At 60.2% G+C, this 12342-nt stretch carries 11 protein-coding genes; 6 read left to right on the top strand and 5 right to left on the bottom strand.

Features of this window, described 5'->3' with window-relative positions; all coding sequences use genetic code 11:
- Positions 1-165: 165 nt before the first annotated feature.
- The 5 genes from ACA060_RS18100 to ycaC all read left to right on the top strand — a co-directional run bounded on the left by ACA060_RS18100 (position 166) and on the right by ycaC (position 5571).
- Positions 166-1794, top strand: a complete 1629-nt coding sequence (locus ACA060_RS18100; RefSeq protein ID WP_497312230.1) for a hypothetical protein — start codon at positions 166-168, stop codon at positions 1792-1794.
- 244 nt (positions 1795-2038) lie between these two features.
- Positions 2039-2455 (top strand): DoxX family protein, encoded by a 417-nt coding sequence (locus ACA060_RS18095; RefSeq protein ID WP_497312228.1) that lies wholly within the window; start codon positions 2039-2041, stop codon positions 2453-2455.
- Positions 2448-3041, top strand: a complete 594-nt coding sequence (locus ACA060_RS18090; RefSeq protein ID WP_497312226.1) for an antibiotic biosynthesis monooxygenase — start codon at positions 2448-2450, stop codon at positions 3039-3041. Before ACA060_RS18095 ends, ACA060_RS18090 begins: the two co-directional genes overlap by 8 nt.
- Positions 3038-4876: an amidohydrolase gene (locus ACA060_RS18085; protein ID WP_497312224.1), complete on the top strand. Its 1839-nt coding sequence runs from the start codon at positions 3038-3040 to the stop codon at positions 4874-4876. The genes ACA060_RS18090 and ACA060_RS18085 overlap by 4 nt, the downstream gene beginning before the upstream one ends.
- 68 nt (positions 4877-4944) lie before the next feature.
- Entirely contained in the window at positions 4945-5571 is a 627-nt protein-coding gene (gene ycaC, locus ACA060_RS18080; RefSeq protein WP_497312222.1) for an isochorismate family cysteine hydrolase YcaC, read from the top strand.
- A 229-nt stretch (positions 5572-5800) separates the two neighbouring features.
- On the opposite strand, the gene ACA060_RS18075 is transcribed toward ycaC, so the two are convergent.
- Positions 5801-7237 carry a mechanosensitive ion channel domain-containing protein gene (locus ACA060_RS18075; protein WP_497312220.1) on the bottom strand — a complete coding sequence of 479 codons (1437 nt, stop codon included), beginning with the start codon at positions 7235-7237 and terminating at the stop codon, positions 5801-5803.
- A gap of 259 nt (positions 7238-7496) precedes the next feature.
- A complete protein-coding gene (locus ACA060_RS18070) occupies positions 7497-8516 on the bottom strand; it encodes an alpha/beta hydrolase (protein WP_497312218.1) in 1020 nt (339 codons plus the stop codon).
- 221 nt (positions 8517-8737) lie between these two features.
- On the opposite strand from ACA060_RS18070, the gene ACA060_RS18065 reads away from it, so the two are divergent.
- Complete coding sequence (locus tag ACA060_RS18065) at positions 8738-9634, top strand: LysR family transcriptional regulator (protein WP_497312217.1); 897 nt, start codon at positions 8738-8740, stop codon at positions 9632-9634.
- Between the two features lie 147 nt (positions 9635-9781).
- Here ACA060_RS18065 and ACA060_RS18060 read toward each other — a convergent pair whose 3' ends face one another.
- The 3 genes from ACA060_RS18060 to gspG form a co-directional block, all read right to left on the bottom strand.
- On the bottom strand, positions 9782-10375 hold the full coding sequence (locus ACA060_RS18060) for a hypothetical protein (protein ID WP_497312215.1): 594 nt from the start codon (positions 10373-10375) through the stop codon (positions 9782-9784).
- A gap of 165 nt (positions 10376-10540) precedes the next feature.
- Positions 10541-11728, bottom strand: a complete 1188-nt coding sequence (locus ACA060_RS18055) for a type II secretion system F family protein (protein WP_109632960.1) — start codon at positions 11726-11728, stop codon at positions 10541-10543.
- 15 nt (positions 11729-11743) lie between these two features.
- Entirely contained in the window at positions 11744-12178 is a 435-nt protein-coding gene (gene gspG, locus ACA060_RS18050) for a type II secretion system major pseudopilin GspG (RefSeq protein ID WP_094471703.1), read from the bottom strand.
- Positions 12179-12342 lie beyond the last annotated feature (164 nt).

The following is a 12342-nucleotide window of genomic DNA, read 5'->3' as shown; positions in this document are numbered from 1 at the left end:
CAAGGAATCAGATCAATCACGCACAGGGAACGAATGATGAATAGTCAGCCTGCCGAGTTGGTCACCGACGACTTGCCGCCTCCGTACATTCGGGAAAGCCCGGACTCCGACCAACTGAATTCAGTGGCGGTCAGGTATAGCTGCAGGGTTGTCATGGAGTACCCGATGGAACCCGGTGACAGGGTCCGCGTGACTTGGGCAGGCGCGCCGGGGGCCGGGTCATATACCTCGGGGTTTTTCCCGGTGGATGGGTTGCGGCCGTTGGAGGTCGGGATTGGCGGCGCGTTGCTGGTGATCTTTAATCAGGGAATGACGGTGGCGCTGAGCTACACCGTGATGCGAGGCACTTCGGAACCTGTCACTTCGCAGCCGCTGATTTTGTACGTGCTGCCTGTCACGCAAAACGATTTGCCCAGACCTTTCATTACGCAGGCGCAGGACTTTGGCGAAGGCTTGGCCCTTGATGTGAGGGCCCTGACTGAATTTACCTTGCGGATAAACTCATGGGCTCTGCAAACCCGAGACCAGTATTTCTGGTTGCGTCTCAGAGGCGTCAATGCCGACGGTAGCGATTTCAATGAGGTGTACTGGCGTCCGCCGGACAACGTTGTCGGCCAGTCATTCAGCAAGGGTTTCTATGCGCAAAACTACCCCGCTGTCCGGCTGAAGGGGCTCAAGGATCGCAGCACGCTGACCCTGGAGTTAAAGACAGGCCTGCAAGGAAGCCAGGATGAGGCCCTTGCCCAGAAGTTTGCGCATCGAAACTACATCGTCAGAACAACCGCGTCGATAACGCCCGAACCACCGAAGATCTTGTCGGTGAAAAATCCGCTCGGTCAGGACATTGCCAATGGTGGGGACACCGAGTACTCCACTGTGACGGTACATGGCAGTGCGAACGGTGAAGAAGTGGAAATCTTTAACGGGGAAATTCCCCAAGGCACGGCCAATGTCGTTGCCGGTAGTTGGCAGCACCAAGTGAACGGGCTGATTGATGGTCAAAACGTGTTGACGGCTATTGTTGTTGACGGTGATGGAGAGAAGTCCAATCGATGGACGATCAACGTGAAGTTGCAGGATCGACCCCTATCGATCAAAGAAGCGCCCGATAATCTCAACCTGGATCCGCTGGCGGCTACAGGCAGTTTGACCGCTGTCGTGGATGACCTGGAAGCCGGCGACAGTGTCACGGTGACGTGGACAGCCGCCTCGGGTACGCCCTCAGCGGGTACGCACACGACAAACCCGGTTATCGCTGGCGCTACTCGCCCATTGGATATTTCGCTGCCCGAGTCATTGGTGGCGTTTAGCGTCGGTAAAAAAGCCCAGATTACCTTTACTTACACACGCGGAGCATCGCCTCCGGTGACCTCACAACCGTTTCCCCTTAACGTGCTGGCGATCCCGTCAACCGCGCTGATTGCTCCGGTGATTACCCAGGCGAACGGTACAGACGAACTGGATCTGAAAGACGTCATGGCCGGGGCGACTCTCACGTTTGGTGGCTGGCCGCATATCGCCATTGGACAGCGGATCTGGCTGGATCTGGAAGGCGAGAACGCCAGCGGTGGCAGTCACAATCTCATTGTATGGACGGGTGCCCGCAATTCGGTTCATCGAAATTGGGTTACGACCAATGGCCACAGCATTACGATTGCGTACAGCTATTTGAGGCTATTGGCTGTCGGCAGCACATTGTCCATTCGCTTCAGGGTCAATATGGATCAGGTCCCGGATCCCGCGACGGTGCAGCCCTTTGATGTCCGTGAATATATCGTTCGGGCCACTCCTTGAGCAGGGCGAGCGTCACGCCTGTGGTTTTGATGCGAAAAAAAACGGTCTCGGTAGAGGCCGTTTTTTGTGCCTGGCAGAAAGCTTCCAGCAATGAAGATTCCCCTGTGGGAGCTTCGTCGGTTGTAGATCCGGCTCATTGGCAAAAAGAGCACACACATCCAATTTTTCCGGCACCCACACCGGCACTATCGAAAGATGTCCCGGCGCATCGTTGCCGGTGGTTTTTCATTTGAGCAGGTAGCCCATGAATATGTCGCGATGGGATGAACGGGCGCAGGATTTCGGACTGCTGTTTTTGCGGGTCAGTGGCGGTGTGTTTCTGCTGTGGGTGCACGGCTTGCCGAAGTTGCTTAACTACGGCGCTCAACTGCAAGTCATCGAAGACCCTTTTCACTTGGGCGCGAACATCACGCTGATGCTGGCGATTTTTGCCGAGGTGCTGTGCCCGTTGCTGATCATCGCCGGGGTGTTGGTGCGTCTGGCGTGCCTGCCGATTTTGGCGGTGTTGCTGATCGCGCTGCTGGTGGTGCATGCGCAATGGAGTGTCGAGGAAGGGCAGTTCGGTTGGCTGCTGTTGATTGTGTTCACCAGCCTTTTTATCGCTGGGCCGGGACGGCTGGCGCTCAATGTCCGATTTGCCGGAGCGTTGCGTTATGCCTGAATCCAATCGTTTCGAGGAAGTCGTGACCCTGGTGATCAAGCACCGGGTCAAGGCCGGTTTTGAAGTGCCCTATGAAGCCTGGTTGCGCAACATTGTCAGCATCGCCGGGCAGCAGGAAGGGCACTTGGGCGTTGACGTGATGCGCGGTAAAAACGCCGGCCTCGACATGTACACCTGCGTGCTGCGCTTTTGCTCCACCGACGCGATGCAAAGCTGGCTCGATTCGCCGCAGCGTCTGGAGTTGGTCAACGAAGCCACGCCAATGCTCGCCGATGGCGACCAGACCGAGGTCAACCCGGTCAATGAGTTCTGGTTCGCGACGCAAGCCGACGCCGCTTCGCCACCGCCGCCGCGCTGGAAGCAGGCCGTGGTGACGCTGCTGGTGATTCTGCCGCACACCTTGCTGGTGCCGCTGCTCTGGGGCCCGCTGCTGCAACTCAACGCCATCCTATCCAATTACGTGGTCGCGACGTTCCTGATCACGCTGACCATCGTCGTTTCGGTGGTGTACCTGTTCATGCCGATGGCGACGCGTCTGTTCGCGCCGTGGCTGTCCCATTCCCCTCAGTCCAAGGAAACGCGATGAACGCCGATCTGATTTTATTCAATGGCCAATTTCATACCGTTGACCGTGAAAACCCGCGCGCCAGTGCGGTGGCGATCAGCGAAGGCCGCTTCGTTGCGGTCGGCACCGATGCCGACGCCATGGCCCTGCGGGGGTCGGGCACCCAGGTCATCGACCTCAAGGGCCGTTGCGTCATTCCCGGCCTTAACGACTCACACCTGCACCTGATCCGTGGTGGTTTGAACTACAACCTCGAACTGCGCTGGGAAGGCGTGCCGTCGGTGGTCGATGCCTTGCGCATGCTCAAGGATCAAGCCGATCGCACGCCAACGCCGCAATGGGTGCGCGTGGTCGGTGGCTGGAACGAATTCCAGTTCGCCGAAAAGCGCATGCCGACCCTCGAAGAGCTCAACCAGGCCGCGCCGGACACCCCGGTGTTTGTCCTGCATTTGTACGACCGCGCCTTGCTCAACCGCGCTGCATTGCGCGTGGCCGGTTATACCCGCAACACGCCGAACCCACCGGGTGGTGAGATTGTGCGCGATAGCAACGGTGAGCCGACTGGCATGCTGGTCGCGCGTCCCAATGCAATGATTTTGTACTCGACGCTGGCCAAAGGGCCGAAGTTGCCGCTGGAATATCAGGTCAACTCGACCCGCCAGTTCATGCGTGAACTCAACCGCCTCGGCCTGACCAGCGCCATCGATGCCGGCGGTGGTTTCCAGAATTATCCGGACGATTACCAGGTGATCGAGCAGTTGGCCAAGGACCAGCAACTGACCATTCGTATCGCCTACAACCTGTTCACGCAGAAGCCGAAAGAAGAGCTGACCGACTTCAAGAACTGGACGTCGAGCGTGACCTTGCATCAGGGCGACGATTACCTGCGACACAACGGCGCCGGGGAAATGCTGGTGTTCTCGGCGGCCGATTTCGAGGACTTCCTTGAACCGCGTCCCGACCTGCCGCAAACCATGGAAGACGAGCTGGAACCGGTGGTTCGCCACCTCGTCGAGCAGCGCTGGCCGTTCCGTTTGCATGCCACGTACAACGAATCCATCAGCCGCATGCTCGACGTGTTCGAGAAGGTCAACCGTGACATTCCGTTCAACGGTTTGCCGTGGTTTTTTGACCACGCTGAAACTATCACGCCGCAGAACATCGAGCGGGTGAGGGCGTTGGGTGGCGGGATTGCGATTCAGGATCGCATGGCGTTTCAGGGCGAATATTTTGTCGAGCGTTACGGCGCCAAAGCGGCTGAAGCCACGCCGCCGATCAAACGCATGTTGGCCGAAGGGGTGCCGGTCGGCGCCGGCACCGATGCCACGCGAGTGTCCAGCTACAATCCATGGACTTCGTTGTACTGGATGGTCAGCGGCCGCACCGTCGGTGGCCTGGAGCTGCACGCCGAGGGGCTTTCGCGACAAACGGCACTGGAACTGTTCACCCACGGCAGCGCCTGGTTCTCTTCCGAGCAGGGCAAGAAAGGCATGATCAAGGTCGGCCAACTGGCTGACTTGGCGGCCTTGAGTGCGGACTTTTTCAGCGTCGATGAAGAAGCGATCAAGTGGATCGAGTCGGTGTTGACCGTGGTCGGCGGCAAGGTGGTGTACGCCGCCGGTGATTTCGAAAAACTCGGACCGGCCAGCGTGCCGGTGCTGCCGGACTGGTCGCCGGTGGTCAAGGTGCCGGGGCATTGGCGTCCGACGTCGCCGATGCAGGCGCAGGTTCACCATTGCAGCGGGCCGTGTGGCGTGCATGCCCACAGCCATGAGAAGGCGCGGTTGTCGAACGCGCCGGTCAGTGATTTTGCGGGTTTCTGGGGCGCGTTCGGCTGCTCGTGCTTCGCGTTCTGACGATCACAATCAGCGCCGATGCAGCACGTCGGCGCCATGCGTAATACCCATCCATCGAGGAGATTCACATGAGCAACGTTCCGTACAAACGCCTGAACAAAGACGATGCTGTTGTCCTGTTGGTCGACCACCAGACTGGCCTGATCTCGCTGGTCCAGGATTTCTCGCCGAACGAATTCAAGAACAATGTGCTGGCCCTCGCGGACCTGGCCAAGTTCTTCAAACTGCCGACCATCCTCACCACCAGTTTCGAAAGCGGCCCGAACGGCCCGATCGTGCCTGAGCTCAAGGAACTGTTCCCGGACGCGCCGTACATCCCGCGTCCAGGCCAGATCAATGCCTGGGACAACGAAGATTTCGTCAAGGCCGTTAAAGCATCCGGCCGCAAGCAACTGATCATCGCCGGTGTGGTGACTGACGTGTGCGTCACCTTCCCGACGCTGTCGGCGCTGGCGGAAGGCTTTGAAGTGTTTGTGGTCACCGACGCTTCGGGCACCTTCAACGAAACCGTGCAGCAAGCCGCGTGGGCACGCATGACCGCGGCCGGTGCACAACTGGTGAACTGGTTCTCGGTGGCCTGCGAGCTGCAGGGCGACTGGCGCAACGACATGGAAGGCCTGGCGAACCTGCTGTCGACGCGCATTCCGAACTATCGCAATTTGATGAACAGCTACGCGGTGCTGACGTCGAAGTAAGCCCGGCGATCCATAAAAATGCCCGCGACCGTGCGGGCATTTTTTTGTCTGACGAACGAGCTTTCTGTAGCAGCTGTCGAGCTTGCGAGGCTGCGTTCGGCTGCGCAGCAGTCGTAAAATCTGAGTGCGAGTTTTTTCTGACACACCGCGTTGGTTGGACTCACGACTGCTGCGCAGCCGAACGCAGCCTCGCAAGCTCGACAGCTGCTACATGAAACCGTGTGATCCGTTACGCCTGTTGGCGTTTTTGCAGCCAGCTGAGGAAGCCGCTTTTCTTGATTTGCACCGGCTTGGCCATCAACGCCAACCGGCTGTTCTGCTGCCGCACCGCCTGCAGCTTGTTCAACGCCCGACCCACTTCAACCCGTTGTTCCATGCAGCTACGGGTCAGGGATTTGTCGATCCGGTAAATGATGCACGAGGTCAAGGTGGTGAAGGTGGCCTGGGACGGTGTGTCGGTGAGGATGCTCTGTTCACCCATCACCTCACTCGGCCCCATGCGACCTGCTTCGGTTTGACCGGTGCCGTCCGGAACTGTAGCGCTGACGACGCCCGTGGCGATCACCATCAGGCTGTCCGGCACTTCACCCAATGCCAGCACCACCTGGCCTGCCGCGTACTGCTGCGGGACCATCGACTGAGCCAATTGATCACGCTCGTCCTCGCTCAAGGAACGGAAGACCTTCACTTCATCGAGCAATGCCCGAGCGCGGGTTGTCGGTTCAATCACGCCATCGATCTGCCGGGAAATCCCCGCCGCTTCGAGGTGCCGATGTGCCAGGTCGAACAGCTGATTACGCACTTCGCTTTTCTTGCCAAGCTCGGTGATAAATCCGCTGGCCACGTATTCGGACATGGTTTCCCCAGCCTCTTTGAGCACCGCTTTCGGCGCCGGGTTAAGCAGCAAACTGCTGCTGCCTTGAAGCGTGCGCTCGAGGGCATCCAGCACCCGGCGCGGGCGAATGTGGTTGGGCACCTGGATGCTGATCGACACGCCGTGCATGTTATTAGGCCGGCTCAGATTGACGATCTTCGCCTTGGCCGCCACCGAGTTCGGTACCACCGCAGTGCTGCCGGCGCTGGTCAGCAGATGCGTGGCGCGCCAGTCGATGTCGAGCACCTTACCCTCAACGCCATCGATCATGATCCAGTCGTCCACCTGATACGGCTTGGTGGTGTTGAGCACGATCCCGGAAAACACGTCGCTCAAAGTGCTTTGCAATGCCAGGCCGACGACGATGGCCACGACGCCGGACGTCGCCAGCAAGCCTTTCACCGGCAGCTCCAGCACGTAACCGGCTGCCGCGACGATGGCGATCAGAAACACCAGTGCACCGATGACGTCCTGCAACAAGCGACCGCTGTGACCGATGCGACGCATCAGCACCAGGCCGATGACTTCGGTGAGCACCCGCGCGGCGTACAGCCACCAGAGAATCCCCAATGCCGTGGCACCCAGTTGCGCGACACGATCCTCGGCCAACAGCGGCGCCTGCAACGGGCTCACGCCGGCATTGATCACCAGCGCGCTGAACATCACGAACAGCGCCAGCCGCACGCCAACCCGCGTGACGCGATGCTTGAACGGCGCGAGGTGCCAGAGCACGGCGTCGATCACCAGCAACAGGGCACTCCAGGACAGCAGATGGGCGAGGATAAAGGACATGGGGAAACTCCGACTAAAAGAACGCTTTCGATACATGTAGCAGCTGTCGAGCCCCAGCACGGTGGCGAGGGGATTTATCCCCGTTCGGCTGCGAAGCAGTCGTGAAATCAGGCGATTCGGTGTGTCAGAACGACCTTGCATTCAGGCTTCACGACTGCTGCGCAGCCGAACGGGGATAAATCCCCTCGCCACAGTTCGACAGCTGCTACAAGGGCAATCAGCTTCGCCACACATTGCAGTGTGGCGAGGCGAGGTGGTCTCAGTTCAGGTGAGTCTTGAGTTCCAATGCCGCCTGACGAACCGCCGCCTTGACTTCCGGAATCTGGCTCAGCGGGTTGAGCAGGCCGAAGTCGTGGATCATGCCGTTGTAGCGCACCGCCGTGACCGGCACACCGGCCGCGTCGAGGTGGCGGGCGTAGGCTTCGCCTTCGTCACGCAACACATCGAACTCGGCGGTTTGCACCAGGGCGGCGGGCAGGCCTTTGAGCTGTTCGGCACTGGCTTGCAACGGCGAGGCATGGATCTGCGCACGCTCGGCCTGGTCCGTGGTGTAGCTGTCCCAGAACCAGTTCATCATGCCCTTGGTCAGGAAGTGGCCTTCGGCAAATTGCTGGTACGAGCCGCTGTCGAACTGCGCGTTGGTCACCGGCCACATCAACAGCTGGAAGCGCAGCGCCGGGGTTTTCTGTTCCTTGGCCATCAACGCCACGACCGCCGCCATGTTGCCGCCGACGCTGTTGCCGGCCACCGCCAGGCGTTTGCCATCGACCCCGATGTCCTTGCCATGCTCGGCCACCCAACGGGTCGCGGCGTAGGCCTGGTTGATTGCGGTCGGGTAGTGAGCTTCCGGCGATGGCGTGTAGTCGACATACACCGCGACCGCGCCGGAGCCCACCACCAGGTCATGGATCAGACGCTGGTGAGTCGGGTAATCGCCCAGCACCCAGCCGCCACCGTGGAAGAACATGAACACCGGCAATTCACCTTCGACCTTGGCCGGCCGAACGATTTTCAGATTGATGGTTTGCCCATCGACCTTGATCGCACGGTCGCTGACGTCCACACCCGACAGGTCAACCTTCACCGAATTTTGCGCACCGGTCAGCACCGCACGAGCCTCCTTCGGGCTCAACTGCTCAAGCGGCTTGCCACCCCCGGCAGCGAGGGCTTCGAGGAACGCTTGGGTGTTGTGTTCGACACCCGGGCTGCCGGCGGCGAATGCGTTGCCGATGGAAAGGGCGAGGAGGGAGGCGGTCAGGGTTTTGTTGACGATGTTCATGGGGCAAATCCTTTTTAATTGTCTGTCGGTCCCTGTAGGAGCTGTCGAGTGAAACGAGGCTGCGATCTTTTGATCTTGTTTTTAAAAAATCAAAGTCAAAAGATCGCAGCCTCGTTTCACTCGACAGCTCCTACAGGTGTTGGGTTGGAACACAGATTAATAGGTCGCCCAAAAGGGAAAAAGCGGCTATAAAGTGTTTGACTGTCAACCAAGGCGTGACAATGAACCCGTTCGAAGATATGCGTATTTTTTGCCAGGTCATGGACTCCGGCAGCTTCACCTCGGCAGCCGATCAATTGGGCCTGTCCAAGCAGTTCGTCAGCCGTCGTCTGATGCAACTTGAAGAGCGCCTGGGCGTGCGTTTGCTCAATCGCTCCACGCGACGGCTGGATGTCACGCCGCTGGGCCAGAGTTACTACGAGTCGGCGTTACGCCTGCTCGGTGAAGTCGAGCAGGTGGAGCAGGGCATCGCAGGCCAGACCACCGAGCCGCGCGGCACGATTCGGGTGAGCGCGCCGTTGTCGTTTGCGTTGGCGCATCTGGGGTGTCTGCTGCCGTTGTTTTTGCAGCGCTATCGCGATGTCACGGTGGAAGTGGACCTGAGCGATCGTCCGGTGGACTTGCTCAGCGAGGGTTACGACCTGGCGTTGCGTATCGGCATTTTGGAAGATTCGACCCTGATCGCCCGCCGTATCGCCTCCATCGAACGCGTGTACTGCGCCAGCCCGGCTTACCTGGCCGAGCGTGGTACGCCGCTCAGACCCGAAGATTTGCACAGCCATGACTGCCTGCCTTACGGCCACGGGCGTCAGGTGCAATGGCGGTTTGAAGGGCAGGGCAAGCCGCTGACCGTCAACGTGACGGGCAGGATGCGGGTCAACAACGGCGAGTTGCTCAAGGATGCGGCGGTGGCGGGGATGGGGATTACGTACTTGCCGACGTTCATTGTCGGCTCGGCGCTGAAGGAGGGGCGGCTGGTGCCGGTGCTGGATGAGTTTCGTCCGAAGCCGCTGACGTTGTCAGCGGTGTATCCGCAGCATCGCCAGAGTTCACGGCCGGTGCAGGCGTTGATTGAGTTTCTGCGCGAGCGGCTGGATCGGGTTGAGGGTGGGTTGTAGGGCGCCGGATCACACAATTCCTTGTAGGAGCGAGGCTTGCCCGCGAAGGCATCGTGACAGTCAAAACAAGCGTTGACTGATACGACGCATTCGCGGGCAAGCCTCGCTCCTACAGGGGATTTGTGGCGTTTTGAAGGTCAGTGACTGTCAGGTCCTTTTGTCATCGCCAGGCTCGCCACCGACATGCACGCCGCGGTCATCACCGATTTCGCCGGAGCGATGGACGCCGTGGTCATCGCCGATTTCGCCGGAACGATGAACGCCATGGTCGTCGCCGATTTCGCCGGAGCGATGAACGCCATGATCGTCACCCGGTTCGGCGTGAGTGCCGCTGCGCCCGGAGGAGGATGAGGCTGTGTTGCCGGAGTGCCCCGACCCATGGTCGCTGCTGCTGTGACCGCTGCCGCTGTTGCCACCGCTGCCGTTTCCACTGTGGCCGCCACCATTGCCGCCGCTTCCGCCGCCACCCGACCCACCGCCGCCGTGACCGCCGCCGCCACCGCCAGACCCACCGCCGCCGTGACCGCCGCCGCCACCGCCAGACCCACCACCGCCGTGACCGCCGCCACCGCCACCAGACCCACCACCGTGACCGCCACCACCACCAGACCCACCGCCACCACTACCACCGTCCTTGGCCTGGGCACTCGACACCCCGGACAAACTGTCCGGAATCAATACGGTAGACGCCGACAGAACTGCGCCAATCGCAACTGCCAGTAAAAGCTTGTTGATGTGCATGTCGTTCTCCGTCTTCTTATTCAGGTTGGAACGTTGATGAACAATGCAACGTGCTGCTCGATTCAAACGGTGAACACCGCAGCGCGCCGATTAATTCATTTGCAACGTGGATGAGCGATGAACGGTACGACTCGACCCCGTTCCACTCGACCCCGTTCCGGAGGGTCAGTGAATACTCGAAGCCAGTTCGAAGATCGGGATGTACATCAGGATCACGATGACCCCGATCAGCAGGCCGATGAAGGTCATGAGCAACGGTTCGAACAGGCGCACAAACCATTCGATCCAGCGGCTGATTTCTTCGTCGTAGAAGTCGGCGCTGCGTTCCATCATCTGCCCGAGGTTGCCGGACTGTTCGCCTGCTCGCAGCAAGCGCAGGGACACCGGGGTCACCAGATGATTGAGTTCCAGGGCGGCCGACAGCGATTGCCCCTCGCGCACCCGTTCGCAGGCCTGGTCCAGGCGCACGCGGGAGGCGGGGGTGAGCAGGCCGCGGACCATGCCCATGGCGGTGACGAGGGGGATGCCGCCCTGCAGCAGGATGCCCAGGGAGCGATAGAAGCGCGCCAGTTCGTACATGAAGATGCGTTGATGGACCGCCGGGAGTTTTTCGATCACCCGATCGACGCCCCGACGAAAGGCCGGTTGGCGCTGGAGGAAACCGAGGGCGACGACGATCGCCGCCAAGCCCCCGAAGAACTCACCCTGGTGGGCGTGAAGGAACATCCCGCAGCTCATCAGCACTTGTGACAGCCACGGCAGGTTCGACCCCAGCCCTTCGAACACCAGGCTGAAGCGCGGCACCACGTAACCCATCAAGAACAACACCACGCCACCGCCCACCACCAGCAACAGCAGGGGGTAGATCGAAGCACTGACGATTTTTTGCCGGACCTCGTCCATGCGCTGGCGATAGCTGACATAGCGGCCCAGGGCATCGCCCACGGCGCCGGTCTTCTCGCTGGACTGCACCAGCGCAACGTAGAGCGGAGGGAACACCGCCGACAACTGGGCCAAAGCCTGGGAGAACGATTTGCCTTCATAAAGCAGGCGCACCAGTTCACTCAGGGTTTTACGGGCCTGCGGCGCGTTCTCTTTTTCCGCCAGGCTTTCCAGCGCATCGATCAAAGGCAGGCCGGCATTGAGCAAGGTGGTCAGCTCCTGGCTGAACAACACCAGGTTGAAAGTCTCGCGCTGTCGAAGGCGCAGCGCGCGCCAGTGCCGCTCGACGTGCAGGCTGACCACCCGCAAGCCCTGGTCTTCGACGATGCGCCGGGCTTCGCTGTGGCCGGGCGCCTCGACGGTCATCGAGACCACGCCGGCCTTGCCCACTGCCTTGAGATGAAAGCGCATGGTCGCCACTCCCCGTCATTGCCAACTGGTGACTTCGGCGTTTTCGCCTTCGCCGCCGGGTTGGCCGTCCTTGCCCATGGACAGCAGATCGTATTCGCCGTTTTCGCCGGGGTAGCGGTAGTTGTAGTTACGGCCCCATGGATCCTGCGGCAGTTTTTTCTGCAAATACGGACCGGTCCATTTGGTTTCATCGCTCGGCGCAGTGACCAGCGCCTGCAATCCCTGTTCGGTCGATGGGTAATGGCCGACCTCCAGTCGGTACAGGTCGAGCGCTTTGCCCAGGCCTTCGATTTGCGCCTTGGCCACCTTCACTTCGGAGCGGCCCAGTTGGGCGAAATACTTCGGCGCGACGATACCGGCCAACAGCCCGAGCACCACCAGCACCACCAACAGTTCGAGCAGGGTGAACCCGCTTTGAGTACGCGGGGCGGAACGCAAACGCTGATTCATGATGACCTCACACAGTCGGCAGAAGGGTCGCCTTGAAGGCGTATGCAATTGCCATGCTCACCCCCGGTCATCCTTGCGAAACCCCTGTATTCCGGGCCTTTGCGCTTTCGGCACAGTGCTTGCGTATGGCTGGTTTACTACCGGCCATTGGGGCATTACCCCCA

Source organism: Pseudomonas sp. LBUM1671, assembly GCF_059695685.1.
The sequence above is the reverse complement of the archived record's forward strand: the minus strand, read 5'-3'. Positions and strand labels throughout refer to the sequence as shown.

Excerpts from the sequence above, each read along its gene's own strand:
- ACA060_RS18100 (WP_497312230.1), top strand. The coding sequence starts at position 166 with ATGGAACCCGGTGACAGGGTCCGCGTGACTTGGGCAGGCGCGCCGGGG.
- ACA060_RS18095 (WP_497312228.1), top strand. The coding sequence starts at position 2,039 with ATGAATATGTCGCGATGGGATGAACGGGCGCAGGATTTCGGACTGCTG.
- ACA060_RS18090 (WP_497312226.1), top strand. The coding sequence starts at position 2,448 with ATGCCTGAATCCAATCGTTTCGAGGAAGTCGTGACCCTGGTGATCAAG.
- ACA060_RS18085 (WP_497312224.1), top strand. The coding sequence starts at position 3,038 with ATGAACGCCGATCTGATTTTATTCAATGGCCAATTTCATACCGTTGAC.
- ycaC (WP_497312222.1), top strand. The coding sequence starts at position 4,945 with ATGAGCAACGTTCCGTACAAACGCCTGAACAAAGACGATGCTGTTGTC.
- ACA060_RS18075 (WP_497312220.1), bottom strand. The coding sequence starts at position 7,237 with ATGTCCTTTATCCTCGCCCATCTGCTGTCCTGGAGTGCCCTGTTGCTG.
- ACA060_RS18070 (WP_497312218.1), bottom strand. The coding sequence starts at position 8,516 with ATGAACATCGTCAACAAAACCCTGACCGCCTCCCTCCTCGCCCTTTCC.
- ACA060_RS18065 (WP_497312217.1), top strand. The coding sequence starts at position 8,738 with ATGAACCCGTTCGAAGATATGCGTATTTTTTGCCAGGTCATGGACTCC.
- ACA060_RS18060 (WP_497312215.1), bottom strand. The coding sequence starts at position 10,375 with ATGCACATCAACAAGCTTTTACTGGCAGTTGCGATTGGCGCAGTTCTG.
- ACA060_RS18055 (WP_109632960.1), bottom strand. The coding sequence starts at position 11,728 with ATGCGCTTTCATCTCAAGGCAGTGGGCAAGGCCGGCGTGGTCTCGATG.
- gspG (WP_094471703.1), bottom strand. The coding sequence starts at position 12,178 with ATGAATCAGCGTTTGCGTTCCGCCCCGCGTACTCAAAGCGGGTTCACC.